The organism is Pseudomonas sp. TH10 (assembly GCF_016651255.1).
Classification (GTDB): domain Bacteria; phylum Pseudomonadota; class Gammaproteobacteria; order Pseudomonadales; family Pseudomonadaceae; genus Aquipseudomonas.
The window spans coordinates 14,667-37,587 of sequence record NZ_JAEKEG010000172.1 but is presented as its reverse complement, the minus strand read 5'-3'; the positions used below and the strand labels follow the sequence as shown (position 1 = coordinate 37,587).

Annotated in this window: 20 protein-coding genes and 1 pseudogene; 6 read left to right on the top strand and 15 right to left on the bottom strand. The window is 60.4% G+C overall.

Going from position 1 to position 22,921, the window contains the following annotated elements; translation table 11 throughout:
• The 3 genes and pseudogenes from JFT80_RS22740 to JFT80_RS22730 all read left to right on the top strand — a co-directional run.
• Window positions 1–483: pseudogene (locus tag JFT80_RS22740) on the top strand (efflux RND transporter permease subunit); the annotation flags it as partial.
• A complete protein-coding gene (emhC, locus tag JFT80_RS22735; RefSeq protein ID WP_201149580.1) occupies window positions 480–1,940 on the top strand; it encodes an efflux RND transporter outer membrane subunit EmhC in 1,461 nt (486 codons plus the stop codon). The pseudogene JFT80_RS22740 and the gene emhC, both read left to right, overlap by 4 nt.
• A 374-nt stretch (window positions 1,941–2,314) precedes the next feature.
• On the top strand, window positions 2,315–3,574 hold the full coding sequence (locus JFT80_RS22730) for an OprD family porin (protein ID WP_201149578.1): 1,260 nt from the start codon (window positions 2,315–2,317) through the stop codon (window positions 3,572–3,574).
• A 136-nt stretch (window positions 3,575–3,710) separates the two neighbouring features.
• Here JFT80_RS22730 and pcaC read toward each other — a convergent pair whose 3' ends face one another.
• The 11 genes from pcaC to pcaR all read right to left on the bottom strand — a co-directional run bounded on the left by pcaC (window position 3,711) and on the right by pcaR (window position 14,493).
• Entirely contained in the window at window positions 3,711–4,103 is a 393-nt protein-coding gene (pcaC, locus tag JFT80_RS22725) for a 4-carboxymuconolactone decarboxylase (protein ID WP_008080096.1), read from the bottom strand.
• Between the two features lie 10 nt (window positions 4,104–4,113).
• Window positions 4,114–4,905, bottom strand: a complete 792-nt coding sequence (gene pcaD, locus JFT80_RS22720; RefSeq protein WP_201149576.1) for a 3-oxoadipate enol-lactonase — start codon at window positions 4,903–4,905, stop codon at window positions 4,114–4,116.
• 11 nt (window positions 4,906–4,916) lie between these two features.
• Window positions 4,917–6,281: a 3-carboxy-cis,cis-muconate cycloisomerase gene (locus JFT80_RS22715; RefSeq protein ID WP_201149574.1), complete on the bottom strand. Its 1,365-nt coding sequence runs from the start codon at window positions 6,279–6,281 to the stop codon at window positions 4,917–4,919.
• Window positions 6,282–6,326: 45 nt separating this feature from the next.
• Window positions 6,327–7,631, bottom strand: a complete 1,305-nt coding sequence (locus tag JFT80_RS22710) for an MFS family transporter (protein WP_201149572.1) — start codon at window positions 7,629–7,631, stop codon at window positions 6,327–6,329.
• 124 nt (window positions 7,632–7,755) lie between these two features.
• Window positions 7,756–8,322: a protocatechuate 3,4-dioxygenase subunit alpha gene (gene pcaG, locus JFT80_RS22705; RefSeq protein WP_201149571.1), complete on the bottom strand. Its 567-nt coding sequence runs from the start codon at window positions 8,320–8,322 to the stop codon at window positions 7,756–7,758.
• A 1-nt stretch (window position 8,323) separates the two neighbouring features.
• On the bottom strand, window positions 8,324–9,028 hold the full coding sequence (gene pcaH, locus JFT80_RS22700; protein WP_201149569.1) for a protocatechuate 3,4-dioxygenase subunit beta: 705 nt from the start codon (window positions 9,026–9,028) through the stop codon (window positions 8,324–8,326).
• A 36-nt stretch (window positions 9,029–9,064) separates the two neighbouring features.
• The gene (gene pcaF / locus JFT80_RS22695) at window positions 9,065–10,270 is read right to left on the bottom strand and encodes a 3-oxoadipyl-CoA thiolase (protein WP_201149567.1); all 1,206 of its coding nucleotides are present in this window, start codon (window positions 10,268–10,270) and stop codon (window positions 9,065–9,067) included.
• A complete protein-coding gene (locus JFT80_RS22690) occupies window positions 10,267–11,046 on the bottom strand; it encodes a CoA-transferase subunit beta (RefSeq protein ID WP_201149565.1) in 780 nt (259 codons plus the stop codon). Before JFT80_RS22690 ends, pcaF begins: the two co-directional genes overlap by 4 nt.
• Window positions 11,046–11,903, bottom strand: coding sequence for a CoA transferase subunit A (locus JFT80_RS22685; protein WP_201149563.1), 858 nt, complete (start codon window positions 11,901–11,903; stop codon window positions 11,046–11,048). The genes JFT80_RS22690 and JFT80_RS22685 overlap by 1 nt, the downstream gene beginning before the upstream one ends.
• A 259-nt stretch (window positions 11,904–12,162) precedes the next feature.
• A complete protein-coding gene (locus JFT80_RS22680; RefSeq protein WP_201149561.1) occupies window positions 12,163–13,509 on the bottom strand; it encodes an MFS transporter in 1,347 nt (448 codons plus the stop codon).
• A gap of 141 nt (window positions 13,510–13,650) precedes the next feature.
• Window positions 13,651–14,493: a pca regulon transcriptional regulator PcaR gene (gene pcaR, locus JFT80_RS22675; RefSeq protein WP_122837755.1), complete on the bottom strand. Its 843-nt coding sequence runs from the start codon at window positions 14,491–14,493 to the stop codon at window positions 13,651–13,653.
• Between the two features lie 654 nt (window positions 14,494–15,147).
• Between pcaR and JFT80_RS22670 the strand changes: the two genes are divergently transcribed.
• The gene (locus tag JFT80_RS22670) at window positions 15,148–15,348 is read left to right on the top strand and encodes a hypothetical protein (RefSeq protein ID WP_008080067.1); all 201 of its coding nucleotides are present in this window, start codon (window positions 15,148–15,150) and stop codon (window positions 15,346–15,348) included.
• Between the two features lie 364 nt (window positions 15,349–15,712).
• Window positions 15,713–17,188, top strand: coding sequence for an inorganic phosphate transporter (locus tag JFT80_RS22665; protein WP_201149560.1), 1,476 nt, complete (start codon window positions 15,713–15,715; stop codon window positions 17,186–17,188).
• A gap of 162 nt (window positions 17,189–17,350) precedes the next feature.
• Here JFT80_RS22665 and ccoM read toward each other — a convergent pair whose 3' ends face one another.
• From ccoM to JFT80_RS22655, 3 genes are all read right to left on the bottom strand, one after another.
• The gene (gene ccoM / locus JFT80_RS25230) at window positions 17,351–17,467 is read right to left on the bottom strand and encodes a cytochrome c oxidase subunit CcoM (RefSeq protein ID WP_007906619.1); all 117 of its coding nucleotides are present in this window, start codon (window positions 17,465–17,467) and stop codon (window positions 17,351–17,353) included.
• Window positions 17,468–17,610: 143 nt separating this feature from the next.
• The gene (locus tag JFT80_RS22660; protein ID WP_007959203.1) at window positions 17,611–17,772 is read right to left on the bottom strand and encodes a hypothetical protein; all 162 of its coding nucleotides are present in this window, start codon (window positions 17,770–17,772) and stop codon (window positions 17,611–17,613) included.
• A gap of 94 nt (window positions 17,773–17,866) precedes the next feature.
• Window positions 17,867–18,208 (bottom strand): aspartate-semialdehyde dehydrogenase, encoded by a 342-nt coding sequence (locus JFT80_RS22655; protein ID WP_201149558.1) that lies wholly within the window; start codon window positions 18,206–18,208, stop codon window positions 17,867–17,869.
• 263 nt (window positions 18,209–18,471) lie between these two features.
• Here JFT80_RS22655 and rapA point away from each other — a divergent pair, with 263 nt between their 5' ends.
• The gene (gene rapA, locus JFT80_RS22650; RefSeq protein WP_201149556.1) at window positions 18,472–21,336 is read left to right on the top strand and encodes an RNA polymerase-associated protein RapA; all 2,865 of its coding nucleotides are present in this window, start codon (window positions 18,472–18,474) and stop codon (window positions 21,334–21,336) included.
• 137 nt (window positions 21,337–21,473) lie between these two features.
• Here rapA and JFT80_RS22645 read toward each other — a convergent pair whose 3' ends face one another.
• A complete protein-coding gene (locus JFT80_RS22645) occupies window positions 21,474–22,823 on the bottom strand; it encodes an MFS transporter (protein ID WP_201149554.1) in 1,350 nt (449 codons plus the stop codon).
• Between the last annotated feature and the right edge of the window lie 98 nt (window positions 22,824–22,921).

The following is a 22,921-nucleotide window of genomic DNA, read 5'->3' as shown; positions in this document are numbered from 1 at the left end:
GTACGAAAGCTGGTCGATTCCGATTGCGGTGATGCTGGTAGTACCTTTGGGGATCATCGGGGCACTGCTGGCGACCAGTCTGCGCGGGCTGTCCAACGACGTTTACTTCCAGGTGGGCCTGTTGACGACTATCGGCCTGGCGGCGAAAAACGCCATCCTGATCGTTGAATTCGCCAAGGAACTGCACGAGCAGGGCAAGAGCCTGCGAGAGGCTGCGATCGAAGCCTGCCGCATGCGTTTGCGCCCGATCATCATGACCTCGCTGGCCTTTGTCCTGGGCGTAGTGCCCCTGGCGATTTCCACTGGTGCCGGTTCAGGTAGCCAACATGCCATCGGTACAGGCGTTATTGGCGGTATGATCACGGCCACGGTCCTGGCGATTTTCTGGGTACCACTGTTCTTCGTTACCGTGTCCTCCATTGGTCAGCGCAAAAAACCGACCCGGATGACACTACTGAAACTCCTAAAGAGGCTGGCCAATGAGCAAGTCGCTACTCTCCCTGGCAGTCGCCGCGTTCGTACTTGGTGGCTGCTCGCTGATACCCGATTATCAGCAGCCTGAAGCACCGGTGGCGAGCCAGTACCCGCAAGGGCCGGCTTATTCGCCGGCCCAGGCGCCAGGTCAGGCCGCTGCTGAACAGGGCTGGAAGCAGTTTTTCCATGACCCGGTCCTGCAACAGCTGATCCAGGTGGCCCTGGAAAACAACCGTGACCTGCGAGTCGCCGCGCTGAACATCGACGCCTTTGCCGCGCAGTACCGCATCCAGCGTGCGGACCTGTTCCCGGCGGTGTCGGCCAATGGCACTGGCAGCCGTCAACGGGTTCCGGCGCGTGCCTCGCAGACCGGTGAAGCGGGCATCACCAGCTCCTACTCCGCGACTGTCGGCATCAGCGCCTACGAACTCGACCTGTTCGGTCGGGTTCGCAGCCTGAGCGAACAAGCGTTGCAACAGTACTTCGCCACTGAAGAAGGCCGTCGCAGCACGCAGATCAGTCTGGTCGCCAGCGTCGCCAATGCTTATCTGACCTGGCAAGCGGACAAGGAACTGCTCAAGCTGACTCAAGACACCCTCGGTGCCTTTGAAGAAAGCTACAAGCTGACCAGCCGCAGCAACGAAGTCGGTGTCGCCTCGGCACTGGATCTGGCGCAGTCGCGTACGTCGGTGGAAAACGCCCGTGCACAACTGGCCAAGTACACCCGCCAGGTGGCTCAGGACGAAAACAGCCTGACCCTGCTGCTCGGCACCGGTATCCCGGCCAACCTGCAAGCGGCCAAACCGCTGGCTGACGACCTGCTCAGCGACGTGCCGGCCGGTCTGCCATCGGACCTGCTGCAGCGTCGTCCGGACATCCTCCAGGCCGAGTACAACCTGAAAGCCGCCAATGCCAACATCGGTGCGGCGCGTGCAGCGTTCTTCCCGAGCATCAGCCTGACCGCCAACGCGGGTAGCCTGAGCCCGGACCTGTCCGGCCTGTTCAAGGGTGGTTCGGGGACGTGGCTGTTCTCGCCGCAGATCAACCTGCCGATCTTCAACGCCGGCAGCCTGCGCGCCAGCCTCGACGCGGCGAAGATCCAGAAAGACATTGATGTAGCGAACTACGAGAAGTCCATTCAAACGGCCTTCCAGGAAGTCGCCGACGGCCTCGCCGCGCGTCAGACCTACACCGAACAGTTGCAAGCGCAACGTGACTTCGTGCAGGCCAACCAGGATTACTACCGCCTGGCCGAGCGTCGTTACCGCATCGGTGTCGACAGCAACCTGACCTTCCTCGATGCCCAGCGTCAGTTGTTCAGCGCCCAACAAGCGCTGATCACCGACCGCCTCGCGCAGCTGACCAGTGCGGTCAACCTGTACAAGGCATTGGGTGGCGGCTGGAATGCGCAAACCGCGCAGAACGAACCGCTGAAAGAAGAAGCACCGAAGATGAAGCTGTTCTGATAGCGCTTGTCGCAATATCGAAGCCCACCTGACAGGTGGGCTTTTTGTTGGGCTTCAAGATCAACAGATCGCAGCCTTCGGCAGCTCCTACAGGCATTCGCGCACACCTGTAGGAGCTGCCGAAGGCTGCGATCTTTTGATTCTTTATCGTTCGATAATCGCCCAAAATCCTCAGTCCCAGATTGAACTATCTAGTACATTCCGCGCACCATTCGCTCCACAAAACCAATAACCTCCAGGTTCGACCATGTCCCAGCGCCCTGCCCTGTCCGGCTGAAACCGTTTCTCTACCTCCCCCGATACGCATCTTCAACTGCAGCCTCAGGTTGCGGCATTCCCCGTTGCATCCCCAATAAATAGAGAGACCCCTACCCATGACGCCTTCCACTGCGCACTACTTATATCCCAGCCTGATCGCCGTTGCCCTGGCCGCCGCAGCTGGCGCCGCGTCCGCCGAGGAGTCGGGTTTCGTCGAAGGCGCCAAGGTCAACCTGAACCTGCGCAATTTCTACATCAACCGTAATTTTACCAACCCGACCAAGACCCAGGGCAAGGCTGAAGAGTGGACGCAGAGCTTTATCCTGGATGCGAAATCCGGGTTCACCCAAGGCACCGTCGGGTTTGGCATGGATGTGCTGGGGCTGTACTCGGTGAAGCTCGATGGCGGCAAGGGCACCGGCGGGACTCAGCTGCTACCCCTGGATCAAGACGGCCGCCCCGCCGATAACTTCGGTCGCACCAACGTGGCGTTCAAGGCGAAGCTGTCGCAAACCGAAGTCAAAGTCGGCGAATGGATGCCCGTGCTGCCGGTCCTGCGTTCGGACGACGGCCGATCCCTGCCGCAAACCTTCCGTGGCGGCCAGATCACCTCGAAGGAAATCGATGGCCTGACCCTCTACGGCGGCCAGTTCCGCGCCAACAGCCCGCGCGACGACAGCAGCATGATCGACATGTCGATGACCGGGAAGCCGTCTTTCACCTCGGACAGATTCAACTTCCAGGGCGGCGAATATGTGTTCAACGATAAACGCACCCAGCTTGCGCTGTGGAACGCCGAGTTGAAGGACATCTACAGCCAGCAGTTCGTCAATGTGATCCACAGCCAGCCCCTGGGCGACTGGACACTGGGCGCCAACCTCGGCTTTTTCTACGGCAATGACGACGGTAGCGCTCGCGCTGGCGAGCTGGACAACAAGACCTGGTCCGGCTTGTTCTCGGCGAAGTATGGCGGCCATACTTTCTACCTGGGCCTGCAGAAACTCACCGGCGATAGCGCCTGGATGCGGGTCAACGGTACCAGCGGCGGTACGCTGGCCAACGACAGTTACAACTCGAGTTACGACAATGCCCGGGAGAAATCCTGGCAACTGCGCCACGACTACAACTTCGTCGCCGTCGGTATGCCCGGGTTGACCCTGATGAACCGCTATATCAGCGGCGACAATGTCCACACCGGGACCATCACCGACGGCAAGGAATGGGGCCGCGAATCGGAACTGGGCTACACCGTGCAGAGCGGCACGCTCAAGGACCTCAACGTCAGATGGCGCAACTCGACCATGCGCCGGGATTTCAGCAACAACGAGTTCGATGAAAACCGCTTGATCGTCAGCTACCCGATCAGCCTGTTGTAAGCACTCACCAGCGTCATCGCGGGCAAGCCCGCTCCCTCAGGTTTATGTCTTGCGTATGTGTGGGGAATGGCACAAAACCTTGTGGGAGCGGGCTTGCCCGCGATGGCGTCAGTTCAGGCAACAAAAATGACAAAAATCACTCCCGGGACTCAACGCCCAACTCATCCCACACCGCTTCCGCCAGATGAAACGTCGCATTCGCTGCCGGAATCCCGCAGTAAATCGCGCTCTGCATGATCACTTCCTTGATCTCGCCCCGGCTCACTCCGTTATTGGCCGCCGCGCGCAAATGCAGTTTCAACTCGCCTTCGCGGTTCATGCCGATCAGCATGGCGATCGTAATCAAACTGCGTGTGTGCCGAGGCAAGCCCGGACGTGTCCAGATATCACCCCAGGCATGCCGGGTGATCATCTCCTGAAACTCCGAGTTGAACTCGGTCAGCGTGGTCAGGCTGCGGTCAACATGCGCATCGCCCAACACCGCGCGGCGAACCTGCATGCCGTCGTCGTAACGTTGTTTCTCATCCACAAAAACTTCCTCACTCAGCCTGCAAAAACGCCAACACACGATCACTGAAATCGGCACCGGCCTGCACGTTGGATAGATGCGCCGCATAGAACTCGGCGTACTCGGCGCCGCGTACATGCTCCTGAATAAAGTGCCCACCGGACGGCGGGGTCACCGCATCTTCGGTGCCGGCAATCACCAGTAACGGTACGTTGATCGATGCCAGTTGATCGCGGAAATCGGCATCACGCACCGCCGCACAATTAGCCGCGTAACCTTCAGGCGAAGTGGCCGCGAGCATGTCGGTGATCTGCGTGGCCGCTGCCGGATGGGCCGCGGAAAAATCGGGGGTAAACCAACGGGCAACGGATGCATCACGCAGGGCGACCATGGCCGCTGCACCATCGCGCAGCACGGTTTCGATGCGTGGATTCCACACCGACGGATCACCGATTTTCGCTGCGGTGTTGCACACCACCAGCTTGAGCAGGCGATCACCGGCATTGATCCCCAACCACTGGCCGATCAAACCGCCCATGGACAGGCCACAAAAATGCGCGCGCTCGATGTTCAGGGCATCGAGCAGCGCCAGGACGTCGTGCCCCAGTTGCTCAATGCTGTACGGGCCCGGCGTCACCAGGGATTTCCCGTGACCTCGGGTATCGAACCGCAGTACCCGGAAGTGCTCGGTGAACGCGGCCATCTGCGCGTCCCACATGTGCAGGTCGGTGCCCAACGAGTTGGAGAGCACCAGCACCGGCGCATCCTGCGGTCCGTCGAGTTGGTAATGCAGTTCGCCCTCGGCGAGTTGTACAAAAGCCACAGCAATCTCCTTCAGGCAGTTAATGCAGAATGTTCAGCCACCGCTCGCTCGACCCAGGTTCGGGCCTGACCGAGGTAGTGGGCAGGGTCCAACAGATGATCCAGTTCAGCGCCAGACAGCTGGGCAGTGACTTGCGGCTCTTCGCCGAGTACTGCGCGCAGGTGCCGTTGCTGGGCGACAGCACGTTTGCAGCATTGCTCCAGCACATGGTGCGCGGTATCACGTCCCACCCGCTGGGCAAGGACAATGCTCACGGCTTCGGCGAGCACCAGCCCCTGGGTCAGGTCGAGGTTGCGGGTCATGCGTTCGGCGTCCACTTCAAGGCCGGCCGCCATCAGCAGCGCCTGCTTCAGGCTGCCGGACACCAGGCAACAAATCTCTGGCAGGGTTTCCCATTCGGCATGCCACAAGCCCAGGCTGCGCTCGTGCTCTTGCGGCATTGCACTGAACAGGGTCGAGATCAGGCCGGGCACCCGCGTCGCCGCACCGATGAGCACTGCGGCGCCCACCGGATTGCGCTTGTGCGGCATGGTCGAGGAGCCGCCTTTACCGGGTGCCGAGGGCTCGAAAACCTCCCCGGCTTCAGTCTGCATCAGCAGACTGACATCGCGCCCCAACTTGCCCAGGCTGCCGGCGATCAACCCCAGCACGGAACCGAACTCCACCAGGCGATCTCGCTGGGTGTGCCAGGGTTGATCCGGCAAGCCCAGTTGCAGTTCCTTGGCGAGCGCCTGGGCAATCGGCAACGCTTGGTCGCCGAGAGCAGCCAGGGTTCCGGAGGCGCCACCAAATTGCAGCACCAGCAGGCGCGGCTTGAGTTCTTGCAGGCGTTGACGGCTGCGGGTCACCGCCCCCAGCCAACCGGCGATTTTCATGCCCAGAGTGACGGGCGTGGCGTGTTGCAGCCAGGTCCGGCCAGCCAACGGCGTGGCAACATAGCGTTCGGCCTGAGTCGAGAGGGTCGCGCCCAGCTGTGCCAGGTCGCTTTCGATCAGCTCCAGCGCCCGACGCAGTTGCAGCACCAGGCCGGTGTCCATCACGTCCTGGCTGGTTGCGCCAAGATGCACATAACGTTCGGCGTCGGCATCGGTCGCCGCGATCTGTTTGCCCAGGGCTTTAACCAGTGGGATCGCCGAGTTACCCGCCGTGGCGATGGCCTCGCCGAGCGCTGCAAAGTCGTAGAGTCCGGCCCGGCAAGCCGCCTGGATCGGCGCCACAGCGGTCTGCGGGATCAGGCCGACAGTTGCCTCGGCCCGAGCCAGCGCCGCCTCGAAGTCGAGCATTGCCTGGACGCGCCCCTGATCGCAGAACACGTCGCGCATATCGCGGGCAGTGAAATAGGCATCGAACAACTGATTGCCCGGTCGCTCGTTCATAAACTTTCCCTGCAAGCGTGGGCCGTTCAGGCCCACGGGTAAATATCAAAGGTCGTGGTGCAAGTACGCCGCCTGTTTCGGCAAGCGCAGGCTGAACAGGAACGCGATCGCCATCATCACCGTAACGTACCAGTAGAAGGAGTTTTCCATGCCGATGTTCTTCAGGCTCAGGGCGACGAATTCTGCCGAACCCCCGAAGATCGCATTCGCCACCGCGTACGCCAGGCCGACGCCGAGTGCGCGCACCTCAGGCGGGAACATTTCGGCTTTCACCAGGCCACTGATGGAGGTGTAGAAACTCACGATCGCCAGTGCCACGGTAATCAACACAAACGCGAGGAATGGACTGCTGACGCTTTTCAGACTCAACAAAATCGGCACAGTGAACAGCGTACCGAGGGCGCCAAACCACAGCATCGAGTTACGTCGGCCAATCTTGTCGGCGAGCATGCCGAACAGCGGTTGCATGCACATATAAAGGAACAGCGCGCCGGTCATGATGTAGCTGGCAGTCTTGGCGTGCATGCCGGCAGTGTTCACCAGGTACTTCTGCATGTAGGTGGTGAAGGTGTAGAAAATCAGCGAGCCACCGGCGGTGTAACCGAGCACGGTGATGAACGCCGCTTTGTGATCGCGGAACAGCGCCCCGATGCTGCCGGCGTCCTTGTGATCACGGGTTTCCTTGTTGGTGGTTTCTTTCAAGCTGCGACGCAGGAACAGCGAAATCAACGCGGCCACCGCACCGACCACAAACGGGATGCGCCAGCCGTAGGCGCGCAAATCTTCTTCAGTGAGGAACTGCTGCAGGATCACCACCAGCGACACCGCCAGCAGTTGCCCGCCGATCAACGTCACGTACTGGAACGAGGCGAAGAATCCGCGCTGGCCCTTGAGGGCGACTTCGCTCATGTAGGTAGCGGTGGTGCCGTATTCGCCGCCAACCGACAGGCCCTGCAGCAAACGAGCGAATAACAGCAGCAAGGGCGCCCAGACGCCGATGGTGTTGTAGGTCGGCAGACAAGCGATCAGCAGCGAACCGAAACACATCATCAGAATCGAGATGAGCATCGATTTCTTGCGCCCGTGCTTGTCGGCGAGCCGGCCGAAAATCCACCCGCCAATCGGCCGCATCAGGAAGCCGGCGGCGAACACGCCAGCGGTGTTGACCAGCTGCACCGTGGGGTTATCTGAGGGGAAAAACGCCGGGGCGAAATAGATCGCGCAAAAGGCGTAGACGTAGAAGTCGAACCATTCAACGAGGTTGCCGGACGAGGCGCCGACAATGGCAAAGATGCGCCTGCTGCGCTCTTCACCGGTGTAGTGCGCTGGAGTAGCGGTGGGGGTTGTCATTGTTTTTCACTCGATAGGGACAGTGACAGTCTAGACATACTTTGCAACAGTCCCGTTCCGCAGATGCATCAGGCAAGGCAATCCCGTGTGGGCAACCCGCACGGGATTAGCATTTGCGGGGTGTTCAATAATCGAAGAACACCGTCTCAGCGTCAGTGCCCTGCAAAATCACATTCCACTGATAAACACCCGATTCATCCTTCTTCGCCAGCAATGTCGCGCGGCGTTCCGCCGGCACACACTCGAGCAGCGGATCATCAACGTTCGCCGGCTCGCCTTCAAAGTAGATCCGCGTCAGCAAGTGCTTCACCAAACCACGCGCAAACACCAGCACCACCAGATGCGGCGCCTGAGTCGAACCCTTCAGCCCCTCAACCGTGCCCGGCTTGATCGTGGTGAAACGGAAGCGCCCCTGGGCATCCACCGGTACCCGGCCAAAGCCTTCGAAGTTCGGGTCCAGCGCCTTGGCCTGGTCATCTTCCGGGTGATCGTATTTGCCAGCGGCATTGGCCTGCCAGATTTCCAGCATGGCGTCGTTGACGAAGTCTCCGTTGCCGTCCACCACCTGCCCGCTGATCGCGATGCGCTGGCCCAAGGTCTGTTCGACGGTCAGGTCTTCGCGGTTCAGCCAGGTCAGGCCGATGTGGTAATAGGGTCCGACGGTGTGGGATGTGGTCGCAGTCAGCGTCATCTTATTTCTCCATCGGCGTGGCTTCGCGGCCGCGCAAAACGATGTCCCAGCGGTAACCGAGGGCGTAGGACGGAATGGTTTTTTCCAGATCGAAACTGGCGATCAGGCGCTCTTTGGCGCTGGTATCCGGTACGCAGTTGTAGATCGGGTCATACGCCAGCAGCGGATCGCCCGGGAAGTACATTTGCGTGACCAGGCGAGTCAGGATGCTCGGCCCGAACAGCGAAAAATGGATGTGCGCCGGGCGCCACGCGTTGTGGTGATTACCCCACGGATAGGCGCCAGGCTTGATGGTCTGGAACTGATACCAGCCATCGGCATCGGTCACGGTGCGGCCGGTGCCGGTGAAGTTCGGGTCCAGCGGTGCGTCGTGCAGGTCGCGCTTGTGGTTGTAGCGGCCGGCGGCGTTGGCCTGCCAGATTTCCACCAGGATTCCCGGCACCGGCAGACCGTTTTCGTCGAGCACGCGGCCATGAATGATGATGCGTTCGCCCTGTGGCTCGCCCTCATGTTGAGCGGTCAGATCGTTGTCTTTCTCGGCGATGCGCTCGGCACCGATGGTCGGGCCAGTGATCTCCGAAAGCGAATGCGGCAGAAACACCAACGGCTTCGACGGCGAGCGCAGGTTGGTGGATTGATACGTCGGGTGCAGGTACTCAGGCTGAGTGCCTTCCTGCGGGCGACGGTAACCAGGCTTGTCAGACATTTAGCTATCCTCAGTTCTTATTCGTCACGGCTCGCGTCAGACGCGTTCGATGGCCAGGGCCAGGCCTTGACCGACACCGACGCACATGGTCGCCAGACCTTTCTTGCCATTGGTTTTCTCAAGCTGATGCAGCGCCGTCAGCACCAGCCGCGCGCCGCTCATGCCCAATGGGTGACCGAGCGCAATCGCGCCACCGTTCGGGTTGACCTGCGCGGCGTCATCCGCCAGACCCAGTTCACGCAGCACCGCCAAGCCTTGGCTGGCGAACGCTTCGTTGAGTTCGATGACGTCGAAATCGCTGACCGCTACGCCGAGGCGCTCGATCAGTTTGCGCACCGCTGGCACCGGGCCGATGCCCATTACCCGCGGCGCAACACCGGCACTGGCCATGCCGAGCACTTTGGCGCGGGCGGTCAGGCCGTGTTTTTTCACCGCTTCGGCCGAGGCTAGAATCAGTGCAGCGGCGCCGTCATTAACACCGGAGGCGTTGCCGGCGGTAACGGTTTTGTCCGGGCCGTTGACCGGTTTCAGCTTGGTCAGCGCTTCGATCGTCGTATCAGCGCGGGGATGCTCATCCTGGCTGACCACGGTTTCGCCTTTCTTGTGGGCAATCCGCACTTCAACGATTTCTTCAGCGAAGAAGCCGGCAGCCTGCGCGGCGGCGGTACGTTGCTGGCTGCGCAGAGCGAAAGCGTCCTGATCTTCGCGCGACACTTTATAGTCGTCGGCGACGTTGTCGGCGGTCTGCGGCATGGCGTCGACGCCGTACTGCGCTTTCATCAACGGGTTGATGAAACGCCAGCCGATAGTGGTGTCTTCCAGCTTCATATTGCGCGAAAACGCGGCGTCAGCCTTGCCCATCACGAACGGTGCCCGGGACATCGACTCCACCCCGCCGGCGATGGCCAGTTCCATTTCACCACTGGCAATCGCCCGAAACGCGGTGCCGATGGCGTCCATACCCGAAGCGCAGAGGCGGTTGAGCGTCACGCCCGGCACGCTTTCCGGTAGACCGGCCAGCAAAAGCGCCATGCGCGCGACATTGCGGTTGTCTTCGCCGGCCTGATTGGCGCAGCCGAGGAATACTTCGTCGATGGCGTTCCAGTCCACCGACGGATTGCGCTCCATCAGGGCCTTGATCGGCACCGCGGCCAGGTCGTCGGCGCGAACGGCGGACAAACCGCCGCCGAAACGGCCGATGGGGGTACGAATCGCGTCGCAGATATAAACGTCACGCATCATGCTTCTCCCGGTGCCTGGCCGTGGGCGGCGGCGGTGCGCGCTTCGAGATCGCGCAGCGCGGTCAACTCGACCTCGGACGGTTCGGCGCTAGTCGCAACGTCATCGGCAAAACGGATTGCCCAACCGGTGGCGGCGACCACTTGCTCGCGGGTCACGCCGGGATGCAGCGCGGTCACTACAAATTCATGAGTGCCCTCTTCCGGCTCCATGATGCACAGGTCGGTGATGATTCCGACCGGCCCGGCGCCCGGCAGGCCCAGACGCTTACGCGAATCGCCGCCCTCGCCATGACCGACCGAAGTGATGAAATCGAGCTTGTCGACAAACGAACGTGCCGACTGTTTAAGGATGATCAGTACGCTTTTCGCCGAACCGGCAATTTCCGGCGCGCCACCGGCACCCGGCAGACGCACTTTCGGCGAAAAGTAATCGCCGACCACGGTGGTGTTGATGTTGCCGAAGCGATCGACCTGCGCCGCACCGAGAAACCCGACGTCGATGCGTCCGCCCTGCAACCAATAGCGAAAAATCTCACCGGTCGGTACGACGGTGTCAGCAGTTTCCGCCAGCTCACCGTCACCAATGGACAGCGGCAGCACACTAGGCTTGGCACCGATCGGGCCGGATTCGTAGATCAGCACGACATCAGGCGACGATGTCAGGCGTGCCAGGTTGGCGGCTTTGGAAGGCAGGCCGATGCCGACGAAACACACCGAACCGTTTTTCAGGCGGCGGGCGGCAGCGACGGTCATCATTTCATTGGTGGTGTAAGTCATTACTTGGCCTCCGAAGCAGCGGCCAACTTGGCCTGGAACTCGCTGAAGTCAGCGCTACCGTGGATGTATTCGTTGATCCATGCGGTGAAAGTCTCACGGTCACGGGCGATCGGATCCCAGGCCTGGTAAAAGCGGTTGTCCCGCTCGTTGTACCCATGGGCGTAGGACGGATGCGCACCGCCAGGTACGTGGCAGACCGCGCTGAGCGCCCAGGTGGGCAGCACGCAGGAGTTCATCGGCGCGTTCAGGTCGTCGACGATTTCTTCAACGGTGACGATGCAACGCTTGGCTGCCAGCGCGGCTTCTTTCTGCACCCCAAGAATACCCCAGAGCAATACGTTGCCCTTGCGATCGGCTTTCTGTGCATGGATCACGGTGATGTCCGGGCGTACCGAAGGCACCGCGGCCAATACTTCGCCAGTGAAGGGGCAAGTGACCGTCTTGATCAGCGGATTGACCTTGGGCAAGTCGGAGCCGGCGTAGGCGCGCAGCACTGCGAAAGGCAGCCCGGAGGCGCCGGCAACGTAGGCGTTGGCCAGGTCGGCATGGCTGTGTTCTTCGATTTCCAGCGGGTGTGGCCACTGCTTCTCGACCGCGTCACGCAAACGGTGCAGCGAGCCAACACCAGGGTTGCCGCCCCAGGAGAAAATCAGCTTGCGTGCGCAACCGGCACCGATCAGTTGGTCGTAGATCAGGTCGGGCGTCATCCGCACCAGGGTCAGATCTTTCTTGCCCTGACGAATGATTTCATGACCTGCCGCCGTAGGGATCAGGTGAGTGAAGCCTTCGAGCGCGACGGTGTCGCCGTCGTTGACGAATTGCTTCACCGCGTCGTGCAGCGAAAGGATCTCAGCCATGGAGCGGGCTCCCGTTTTTGTAATGAATCGCCAGTGATAAAAAGGCGCGAGGTTCAGCGCCGGAGTGACTGAAGATTAAGCCTGGGAAAATCGCCAAACAATCCGATAATCGACTGAGTGTTCGTTTATCGAACAGATTGTTGTTCGGCTATCGTTTGCGCGACCCGCGAAAAATCGCCGCCTGCGGCAGTTCCTGTCGGACTTCGCGCACACGTAGAAGCTGCCGCAGGCGGCGATCTTCAGCGGGCCGCAACCCGGTTCAGGTCGCATCCGCATGACTGACCATGCCCTTGATCACCACCGCCGCCGTCGCCAATGCCGCCGGTATCACCAGCGCCGTCAGCACCTGCTCGAAGTTCCAGCCCAGGCCCAGCAACGTCGCACCCATCCATGCGCCGAGAATCGCGCCGAAGCGGCCAATACCCAGCATCCACGAGACGCCGGTCGCCCGCCCCTGGGTCGGGTAAAACCGCGCCGCCAGCGACGGCATGGCCGACTGCGCACCGTTCACACACATCCCGGCCACCAGCACCAAAGTCGCCAGCAGCGTGATATTTCCAAGGCTCTGCCCCACCGCGTAGGCAAACACCCCGGCCAGCAGGTAGAAAGTGCCGATGACCTTGTGCGGATTGAACCGATCCATCGCCCAGCCCACAGCCACCGCGCTCAATACCCCGCCAAACTGGAACAACGCGCCGATGAACGCCGCCTGCTCCATGCTCGCGCCGCTGTCGCGCATGAGTGTCGGCAGCCAACTGGTCAGCAGGTAAACAATCACCAGGCCCATGAAATAGGTCAGCCACAGCAGCAAGGTGCCGGTGCTGTAAGTGCCGGAGAAGATCACCGCGAACACGTTGCGCGCCTTCACGGTTTTCTGTTCCGGCACACTGAAGCTGGAGGCTTGGGCGACGACAACCGGATCAATCGGCGCCAGGGTTTTGCGCACTTTGTCAGTGCCACGATTACGCACGACCAGGTAGCGCGCTGATTCCGGCAGCCAGAACAGCAGCACCACAGCGAGGATCAACGGCAGGATCCCGCCAATCAGCAGCAGGCTGTGCCAACCGAACGCCGGGATCAGTTTTGCGGAAATAAACCCGCCACCCGCCATACCGAGGTTGAAGCCGCAAAACATGCTCGTCACCAGCAGCGACTTCTTGCGCTCCGGGGTGTACTCCGAGAGTAGCGTGGTCGCATTCGGCATCCCCGCGCCCAGACCAAGCCCCGTCAAGAAGCGCAGCACCAGCAGCTGTTCAACGTTGCTGCTGTACGCCGACGCCAGACTGAACGCGCCGAACAACACAACCGCCCCCACCAGTACGACTTTTCGTCCGAAGCGGTCAGCCAAAGGCCCGGAACCGAGTGCGCCGAAAACCATCCCGATCAACGCAGCACTCATCACCGGGCCAAGGCTGGCGCGGTCGATGCCCCAATCCTGCGACAGCGCCGGGGCAATAAAGCCCATCGCGGCGGTGTCGAGGCCATCGAGAAACACAATCAGAAAACACAGGATCACCACCCGCCACTGGTAGCGCGAGATCGGTTGGGCGTTGATGAAGGACTGCACGTCGAGGCAGTTACCTACAACAGACTGGGGCTGGTTCATTATTTTTATTCCACGCAAGAACGCAGTCGAACAGGTGCCAGCCTTGTGCTGGCGCTGCGGCGACATTAATGATCCCGGGGAAACAGCGTCAATTCGATAAACGCGAGTCTGTGCGTTTATCGAACACTTCGCAGCTGTGGGCTAGGCAAAGAGCTGACTGCTGAGGTCGCGGCTGGCACTGAGCAGGCCAGGCAGGAATCGCTGTTCGAGTTCGTTGCGACTGACCCGGCCAGCGTGGGTGCTGACGTTTAATGCCGCCACTACCTGCCCGGAGGCGTCATATACGGGAACGGCGATCGAGCGCAGGCCTTGTTCGAGTTCCTGGTCGACGATGCACCAGCCCTGTTGCCGTACCTCTTGCAAACATTCGAGCAAGGCTTCGGGGGTGTGCAGGGTACGGCTGGTCTTGGCCTGTAACTCGGCGTGATCGAGGTACTCGCGCAGCGAAGTGTCGTCCAGTGCGGCCAACAGGATTCTGCCCATCGAAGTGCAATAGGCGGGAAGCCGCCCGCCCACCGAGAGGTCGACCGAGATCAGCCGCTGGGTGGTCGCCGAGCGCGCGATGTACAAAATGTCATCGCCCTCCAGCGTGGCCATGTTGCAGGCCTCGTGCAGTTGCTCGCTCATGCGGTCCAGATATGGCTGGGCGGAGACCGCCAGCGGCGTGGATGACAGGTAGGCATGGCCGAGCGTCAGGACTTTGGGCAGAAGTGAATAGGTGCGCCCGTCCGTGGTGGCGTAGCCGAGCTTGATCAGCGTGTGCAGGCAACGTCGCACTGCAGCGCGAGGTATTTCCGTGCGGTGGCTGATTTGGGCAATGGTCAGGTGGCGCTTGCGCTCCTGGAAGGCCTGCACAACCGCCAGGCCGCGGGCCAGCGACGTCATGAAATCCGGGTCACCGGTCAGCGCCTGGATGCGTTTGGCGGGAGACGCGACTATGGGCGGCGCCACTGAAGCGAAGGAGTTGCGCATTTGGTCGTTCATATCAGGTCCTTTTCCCACACGATTCGGGAGCCATTACAAGCGGCTCCGGTACGGTGCACAAGAGACACCGGTCAACATCGGGCGATTATCGAACCATCAACCGATTATCGCAAACCTCTGCCGGTCACACAGCTGACGAGCCCCGGGAGTTTTCCTGGAACGGAACTCTCGTACAACTAAGGCTGGGCAATTGCCTGCGAACTTGCCGGCTACAATGGCGTCAGAAAGACAGCGTCACAAAATACATACCCTGAACGGCCTAGTTCATGGTAAAACTTATGTGGTATTAAACAAACTTTGCGCAATATCTTGTTTTAACGGTTTAGAGATAGTGTTCTCCGAAACGGCCGCTATAATACAATTCAATGGCGACTCGGCTACTCACCTGCCGAGTCCACCATTGGGTGGCGCAATGTTCCATTGTCGCCCCCAGCAGCAAGCGCCTGCCGCTGATCACTGGATTCAACGCCAATGCGCTCGCTGAAACTGGAGACTGATGCTACGTCAGCTGTTTATCTCTGGTGCCGTGGCCGCCTGTAACCCGTATTGAATGCTCTCGCCAACGAAAACCTTCCGGGTTGACGCCGACTGCACTCGATACCGCTGTGCAGTGCGTTTCACCAGACATTTATCTCAACTCAAACAGGTAGCACTGTGACGAAAGACGAACTGCGCGCGGAACTTGAGCGCCAGGAACAACGTTACAAGGAAGTTTACGGCGGGGAAGTCACCACCTACGCCGCTCAGCCAGAACCGGAACGCAAAGCGTGGCGTAAACGCCCCACCGTTCAGGATCAGGTCTTCAAGCAAGAGATTGAAAAGATCGAAAAGGAACTCAAAGCCGAAGAGCCATGAGTCGCCGGGCTTTGATCTTTCCAGGGGTCTGGATGCGGGCCTGCTAAAAGCGGCTTGAGTCGATGATGCCTTCGCGCCCGCTACGAGCGGGCAGCGGCTACCTTGTCCACCGGATGAGGTGACAGGTTCATTTCTGACCCTTATTTCAGAAATTTCCTACGGGTGTTCATATTTTTCCAGTTGCTCGGAGAAACCCTGTGTGTGCAGCCTTTACCTTAAGATTCAACGACCTGCAAAACCCGCCGAGGCACCCCTAAGCGCAAATTAAATCGAAGAAGAGTGTTACCGATGAGCAGGTAGGGCATCGATTTCGAGACTTTTCTGGCATAATCGCGCCCCCTTACGACCGGGTCAGAAAACCTTCATGATCGATTTATTCAGCGGACTGGATGCTTGGGTGCTTGTGAGCCTCTTGCTCGCCCTGACTTTTGTCCTCGCCTTCGAGTTCATCAATGGCTTTCATGACACCGCTAACGCGGTGGCCACCGTTATTTACACCAAAGCCATGCCGCCCCATCTGGCGGTGTTCTTTTCCGGTGTGTTCAACTTTCTCGGCGTGCTGCTGGGCGGTGTCGGCGTGGCGTATGCCATCGTCCATCTGCTGCCGGTAGAACTGCTGATCAATGTGAACACCGGCCATGGCCTGGCGATGGTGTTCTCGTTGCTTGCCGCGGCAATCACCTGGAACCTCGGCACCTGGTACTTCGGTATCCCGGCGTCCAGCTCGCACACCCTGATCGGTTCGATCCTCGGTGTCGGCCTGGCCAATGCCCTGATCAACGATATCCCGTTGGCCGATGGGGTTAACTGGCAGAAAGCGATCGACATCGGCGCTTCGCTGGTGTTCTCGCCCATGGCCGGTTTCCTGATCGCTGCACTGGTGCTGATCGGCCTGAAATGGTGGCGCCCGCTGTCGAAGATGCACAAGACGCCGGAACAGCGCCGCAAGCTCGACGACAAGAAGCATCCACCTTTCTGGAACCGTCTGGTTCTGGTGATCTCGGCCATGGCCGTGAGCTTCGTGCACGGTTCCAACGATGGTCAGAAAGGCATCGGCCTGATCATGCTGGTACTGATCGGTATTGTCCCAGCGCAGTTCGTACTCGACCTGAACAGCACCACTTACCAGATCGAACGTACTCGCGACGCGACGCTGCACCTGAGCCAGTTCTATCAGCGCAATGCCGATTCGCTGGGTGAATTCCTCGCGCTGGGCAAAAGCGTGGAAGGCGACCTGCCGGAGAAGTTCCGCTGCAATCCGCAGCAGACCGAACCGACCATCAGCGCCCTCCTGCACACCCTTAAAGGTGTCGCCGACTATCATTCGCTGTCCTCCGACAGCCGTGTAGAAGTCCGTCGCTACCTGCTGTGCCTGGACGACACTGCGAAGAAAGTCAGCAAGCTGCCAGTCCTGGAAGCCCGTGAAAAGGCTGACCTGGACAAACTGCGCAAAGACCTGACCACCACCACTGAATACGCGCCGTTCTGGGTGATTCTGGCGGTTGCGCTGGCCTTGGGCCTGGGCACCATGGTGGGTTGGAAACGTGTGGTATTGACCATTGGCGAGAAGATCGGCAAGCAGGGCATGACCTATTCGCAGGGCATGTCGGCGCAGATCACGACGGCCAGTTTGATTGGCTTGGCCAACATCTTCAGCTTGCCGGTGTCGACCACTCACGTTCTGTCTTCGGGCGTGGCTGGGACCATGGTTGCTAACAAGAGCGGTCTGCAGGGCGGCACCGTGAAAACCATCCTGCTGGCCTGGGTGTTGACCCTGCCGGCAACGGTAGGCTTGTCGGCCGGCCTGTTCTGGCTGGCGTCGAAGGCGCTGGGTAGCTGATAGTCAGCGGCACAAAAAAGGCGCGTCCCGTGAGGTTCGCGCCTTTTTTATGCCTGCAAACAACCATCAACCCTACGTAGCCCCGGCCGTTTCGCGGGCAAAAAAAAGGGGCAACCGAAGTCGCCCCAAAATGCCTTGCGTGCTCATTTTTTCCAGAAAGACCTACGGTTTTTTCCGTTTGTGCGAGTCTTTCCAGATAAAAAATCCAAACCCTGCAAAAAACAGAACCATGAGGCCGACAGTCAGCACCCCGGCGATCACCACGTTGTCGAAAAACATGACTGGCCTCCAGCACTTGCCCTGTTGCGATAGGGCTAAGTTAACCAATCGGGCAGGAGAGAAAATTGACCGGGATCAATGTCGCCCGAGACTGGGCGTAAAGGAGAGGCAAAACTGACCTGCATCAAACAATGCAGGGGGGCTTAACGCTTTTTCGGTTTGTTCTTCGGCTTCTTCTTGGGTTTTCCCAAAGGCATAGCCTGCTCGAATGCCTGGCGCACTTCATTCAGGCGCTTCTCGTTGAGGTCATGAACCCGCTTGGCGCGTTCAGTGTTGAGATCGATCAGTTTGTCGTCCTGGCTCATGTCTTCAATACATCGCATCGTTTAAAGGTGCTGCGCTTGCACGCATGTTCGCGCCAATAATGGAGCCTGACGACGACGCTGACCAGTACTGGCATCAAATCTCGATATCGACCCACAAACCCTGACGCGGCTGATCTTCCATCAACGGCACCACCGGCACGGTATTGTCGGCATTCAACTCGTTACCCGGCACCGCCAGATGTTCTTCCGGGTCTTCGTCGGCTTCGCGGCGACGGCGATCACGTTCCTGCTGACGGCGCTGTTCTTCGCGCGCCATCAGTCTATCTTCCTCGGGATCACGCTTTTGCAGATCGATCGTGCTTTCGTTGGAGCTTTCCTGCACCGGCACCACTGGCGGAATGTCCGGCCGCTGGCGGATCGGATCCTGCTGGGAAGTGATCGGCACGGCGCTCAGGGGGAGCATCGGTGGCAACATATTAAGGGTCTCCTGTCAGCAGGCTATCGGCTGCGGGGACCGCGACTTGAGCCAGCTCACGCAAACTGTGACCCGGTTGGCACTTGCGCGGTGGCGGCGGGCTTGGGCGATTGGACTGTCATTTATCGGACAACGCCTGAGCCAGACGTTCCACCAGGATCAAAAGATCGCCGCTTCCGTCAGCGCCTGCACGCGTTATCCTTTGGCCTGGAGCCTGCATTCCGTTAAGATAGCCCGCTTTTTCAAGGTGGGAGTCAGGCAGCATGGCGCAGCAGTATCAACCGGGGCAACGCTGGATCAGTGACAGCGAAGCAGAGCTTGGTTTAGGCACCGTTCTGGCACAGGACGGCCGCTTGTTGACCGTGCTTTACCCGGCCACTGGCGAAACCCGCCAGTACGCGCTACGGAATGCGCCCCTCACTCGCGTGCGATTCTCGCCGGGTGACAGCATTACCCACTTCGAAGGCTGGAAAATGACCGTGCAGCAAGTCGACGACGTCGACGGGCTGATGGTCTATCACGGTCTCAACGGCCAGAACGAAGCCGTTACCCTGCCGGAAACCCAGCTGTCGAACTTCATTCAGTTCCGTCTGGCCAGCGACCGTCTGTTCGCTGGGCAAATCGACCCGCTGGCGTGGTTCTCCCTGCGTTACAACACGCTGGAGCACACCAGCCGTCAGTTGCAGTCGTCGCTCTGGGGCCTCGGCGGTGTTCGCGCACAGCCAATCGCGCACCAGTTGCACATCGCCCGGGAAGTTGCCGACCGCATCGCGCCGCGGGTTTTGCTGGCGGACGAAGTGGGCCTGGGTAAAACCATCGAGGCCGGCCTGGTGATCCATCGCCAACTGCTCTCGGGCCGCGCCAATCGTGTGCTGATCCTCGTCCCGGAAAACCTCCAGCACCAGTGGCTGGTGGAGATGCGCCGCCGCTTCAACCTGCAGGTCGCGCTGTTCGACGAAGAACGTTTCATCGAAAGCGATGCCAGCAACCCGTTCGAAGACACCCAACTGGCGCTGGTTGCGCTGGAGTGGCTGGTCGACGACGAGAAAGCGCAAGACGCTCTGTTCGCTGCCGGTTGGGACCTGCTGGTGGTCGACGAAGCGCACCACCTGGTCTGGCACGAAGAAAAAGCCAGCCCTGAATACACCCTCGTCGAGCAGCTCGCCGAGACTATTCCAGGTGTACTGTTGCTCACCGCCACCCCGGAACAACTTGGCCAAGACAGCCACTTCGCACGTCTGCGCCTGCTCGATCCGAACCGTTTCCACGACTTGCACGCCTTCCGCGCCGAGAGTGAAAACTACCGCCCGGTGGCCGAAGCCGTTCAGGAGCTGCTGGACCAGGGCCGTCTGTCGCCTGAAGCACACAAGACCATTCACGGCTTCCTCGGCAACGAAGGCGAAGCGCTGCTGACCGCGGTCAACGATGGCGACACTGAAGCCAGTGCCCGCCTCGTGCGCGAACTGCTGGACCGCCATGGCACCGGACGCGTGCTGTTCCGTAACACCCGCGCCGCCGTGCAGGGGTTCCCGGAACGCAAACTGCACCCGTACCCGCTGCCGTGCCCCGACGAATATCTGGAACTGCCGCTGGGCGAACACGCCGAGCTGTACCCGGAAGTCAGCTTCCAGGCGCAGCCGGACGCCAGCGAAGAAGAACGCTGGTGGAAGTTCGACCCACGCGTCGAGTGGCTGATCGATCAGCTGAAAATGCTCAAACGCACCAAAGTGCTGGTGATCTGCGCCCACGCCGAAACCGCGATGGATCTGGAAGACGCGCTGCGCGTGCGCTCCGGCATCCCGGCCACGGTGTTCCACGAAGGCATGAACATCCTTGAGCGTGACCGCGCCGCCGCCTACTTCGCCGACGAAGAATTTGGTGCACAAGTGCTGATCTGCTCGGAAATCGGCAGTGAAGGTCGCAACTTCCAGTTCGCTCACCACCTGGTGCTGTTCGATCTGCCGTCGCACCCTGATCTGCTTGAGCAGCGTATCGGTCGTCTCGACCGGATCGGCCAGAAGCACATCATCGAGCTGCACGTGCCGTACCTGGAAACCAGCCCGCAACAGCGTCTGTTCCAGTGGTACCACGAAGCACTGAACGCGTTCCTCAACACCTGCCCGACCGGTAACGCCTTGCAGCATCAGTTCGGCCCACGCCTGCTGCCGCTGCTCGAAGAAGCCGATGACAGCGAGTGGCAAGCGCTGATCGACGAAGCCCGCGCCGAGCGCGAGCGCCTGGAAGCCGAGCTGCACACTGGCCGCGACCGTCTGCTGGAGCTCAACTCCGGCGGCGCTGGCGAAGGTGAAGCGCTGGTCGAAGACATTCTTGAGCAAGACGATCAGTTCGCCCTGCCGATCTACATGGAAACCCTGTTCGACGCCTTTGGTATCGACAGCGAAGACCATTCGGAAAACGCCCTGATCCTCAAGCCAAGCGAGAAGATGCTCGACGCCAGTTTCCCGCTGGGTGACGACGAAGGCGTGACCATCACCTACGACCGCAACCAGGCGCTGTCGCGCGAAGACATGCAGTTCATCACCTGGGAACACCCGATGGTGCAGGGCGGCATGGATCTGGTGCTGTCCGGTTCGATGGGCAACACCGCCGTCGCGCTGATCAAGAACAAGGCGCTGAAACCGGGCACCGTGTTGCTGGAACTGCTTTATGTCAGCGAAGTGGTTGCGCCGCGTTCGCTGCAACTGGGCCGCTACCTGCCGCCGGCCGCCCTGCGCTGCCTGCTCGATGCCAACGGCAACGATCTGTCGTCTCGCGTCTCGTTCGAAACGCTGAACGATCAGCTGGAAAGCGTGCCACGTGCCAGCGCCAACAAGTTCATCCAGGCCCAGCGCGATCAGCTGACGCCACGGATCAACGCCGGTGAAGACAAGATCACCCCACGTCACGCCGAGCGCGTCGCCGAAGCGCGCCGTCGTCTGGCGGCCGACACCGACGAAGAACTGGCGCGCCTGACCGCGTTGCAAGCGGTCAACCCGACCGTGCGTGACAGCGAACTGGATGCGTTGCGCCAACAGCGTGAGCAGGGTCTGGCAATGCTGGACAAGGCTGCGTTGCGACTGGAAGCGATTCGGGTGCTGGTGGCGGGTAAGCCCCTGGCGCTTTTGTAGGAGCGAGCTGGCTCGCGAAGAACTCATAGACACCGCGTTTACCAGGCTTCACGCGTTATCGTTGAGTTTTTTCGCGAGCCAGCTCGCTCCTGCAAAAGTCGATGCTCGCGCCGGTGATGCCCTGCTCGTGATTGCAATTACGCAGTCGCCGCCGAAACCCCAGGCTCGACCACAGCCACCAACCCATCCTTCATCCGCTTCGCATCCCGCACAAAACACCGCGAAGCCATGAATAGAAACACCATGGTGAAAAACAGCGCCACCGGTATCAGGTACATCGCGTCGTGCAGGCCTACCGCCTTGAACGCTTCGGTCATCTGCCCGGCGCCAGCCGCCAGCATCGCCGTGTGGGCGAAGTGATCGGACAGCCCACCGACCACCACCGGCCCCAATCCGCCGCCGAGCAGGTACAAGCCGGCAAAAAACAGCGCCATGGCCGTTGCCCGCAAGCGCGGCTCGACCACGTCCTGGATAGCGGTGTAGACGCAGGTGTAGAAGTTGTAGGCAAACAGCCAGCCCAGGCTGAATACCCCGACAAACAGTCCGATCTCGATACGCCCGGCATGCAGCGCCCACGCCGTGCACAGCGTCGAGATGATCAGGCTGAACGCCGCGAACAACAGCCGCCCATTGGCCACACGCTGGTGAATCTTGTCAGCAATCCAGCCACCCAGGGTCAACCCGACCAGCCCGGTCACGCCGACAATCACCCCGGTCGCCACCGCCGCTTCCTGCAACGGCATCAGGAAATAGCGCTGCAGCATCGGCACCAGAAACGAGTTGCAGGCATAAGTTGCGAAGTTGAAGCACAACCCTGCCATCACCAGCCACAGGAACGTCGGCACGGCCAATACCCGACGGATTGGCCGCTCGACGCGCTCCTGGGACACCTGCACGCTTTCCGCGGCACCGCGTTTGGGCTCCTTGATGAAAAACATGAACACCGCCAGAACCAGGCCCGGCACTGCGGCAATGAAAAACGGCGCACGCCAGCTGTCGAAGGTCTTGACCATCCAGCCGATGGTGAAGAAAGCCAGCAACAGACCCAGTGGCAGGCCCAGCATGAAGATACCCATCGCCCGGGCACGCCGGTGCGCCGGGAACAGGTCGCCGATCAACGAATTGGCCGCCGGTGCATAACTGGCTTCGCCAATACCAACACCCATGCGCACGAGCAAAAACGTCCAGAAACTGCCGACCAGGCCATTGACCGCTGTCAGCCCGCTCCAGGCCGCCAGTCCCCACCCCATCAACTTGGCCCGTGAACCGGTATCGGCCATTCGCCCAAGGGGCAGGCCGGCGATTGCATAGACGATGGTAAACGCGGTGCCGACGATACCTAGCTGAAAGTCGCTGAGGTGCCATTCCATGCGGATCGGCTCGATGATGATCGCCGGAATGGTGCGGTCGAAAAAGTTGAACAGGTTGGCGAGGAACAGCAGGAACAGAATGCGCCAGGCATTCGCCGCTTGGGTCGAGTTCTGCATGGGTCCGTCTCTTTATTGTTATAGGGCTTCACTGCCAACGCATCCGAGCCCGGAACCTGCAATCTAGTCAGCCCGTCGGAAGCTGTCTGTGATCATTC

What these genes read in the sequence shown, in the direction of transcription:
- emhC (WP_201149580.1), top strand. Translation starts at nt 480, where the DNA reads ATGAGCAAGTCGCTACTCTCCCTGGCAGTCGCCGCGTTCGTACTTGGT.
- JFT80_RS22730 (WP_201149578.1), top strand. Translation starts at nt 2,315, where the DNA reads ATGACGCCTTCCACTGCGCACTACTTATATCCCAGCCTGATCGCCGTT.
- JFT80_RS22715 (WP_201149574.1), bottom strand. Translation starts at nt 6,281, where the DNA reads ATGAACGAGCGACCGGGCAATCAGTTGTTCGATGCCTATTTCACTGCC.
- JFT80_RS22710 (WP_201149572.1), bottom strand. Translation starts at nt 7,631, where the DNA reads ATGACAACCCCCACCGCTACTCCAGCGCACTACACCGGTGAAGAGCGC.
- pcaG (WP_201149571.1), bottom strand. Translation starts at nt 8,322, where the DNA reads ATGACGCTGACTGCGACCACATCCCACACCGTCGGACCCTATTACCAC.
- pcaH (WP_201149569.1), bottom strand. Translation starts at nt 9,028, where the DNA reads ATGTCTGACAAGCCTGGTTACCGTCGCCCGCAGGAAGGCACTCAGCCT.
- pcaF (WP_201149567.1), bottom strand. Translation starts at nt 10,270, where the DNA reads ATGATGCGTGACGTTTATATCTGCGACGCGATTCGTACCCCCATCGGC.
- JFT80_RS22690 (WP_201149565.1), bottom strand. Translation starts at nt 11,046, where the DNA reads ATGACTTACACCACCAATGAAATGATGACCGTCGCTGCCGCCCGCCGC.
- JFT80_RS22685 (WP_201149563.1), bottom strand. Translation starts at nt 11,903, where the DNA reads ATGGCTGAGATCCTTTCGCTGCACGACGCGGTGAAGCAATTCGTCAAC.
- JFT80_RS22680 (WP_201149561.1), bottom strand. Translation starts at nt 13,509, where the DNA reads ATGAACCAGCCCCAGTCTGTTGTAGGTAACTGCCTCGACGTGCAGTCC.
- pcaR (WP_122837755.1), bottom strand. Translation starts at nt 14,493, where the DNA reads ATGAACGACCAAATGCGCAACTCCTTCGCTTCAGTGGCGCCGCCCATA.
- JFT80_RS22665 (WP_201149560.1), top strand. Translation starts at nt 15,713, where the DNA reads ATGATCGATTTATTCAGCGGACTGGATGCTTGGGTGCTTGTGAGCCTC.
- ccoM (WP_007906619.1), bottom strand. Translation starts at nt 17,467, where the DNA reads ATGTTTTTCGACAACGTGGTGATCGCCGGGGTGCTGACTGTCGGCCTC.
- JFT80_RS22660 (WP_007959203.1), bottom strand. Translation starts at nt 17,772, where the DNA reads ATGAGCCAGGACGACAAACTGATCGATCTCAACACTGAACGCGCCAAG.
- JFT80_RS22655 (WP_201149558.1), bottom strand. Translation starts at nt 18,208, where the DNA reads ATGTTGCCACCGATGCTCCCCCTGAGCGCCGTGCCGATCACTTCCCAG.
- rapA (WP_201149556.1), top strand. Translation starts at nt 18,472, where the DNA reads ATGGCGCAGCAGTATCAACCGGGGCAACGCTGGATCAGTGACAGCGAA.
- JFT80_RS22645 (WP_201149554.1), bottom strand. Translation starts at nt 22,823, where the DNA reads ATGCAGAACTCGACCCAAGCGGCGAATGCCTGGCGCATTCTGTTCCTG.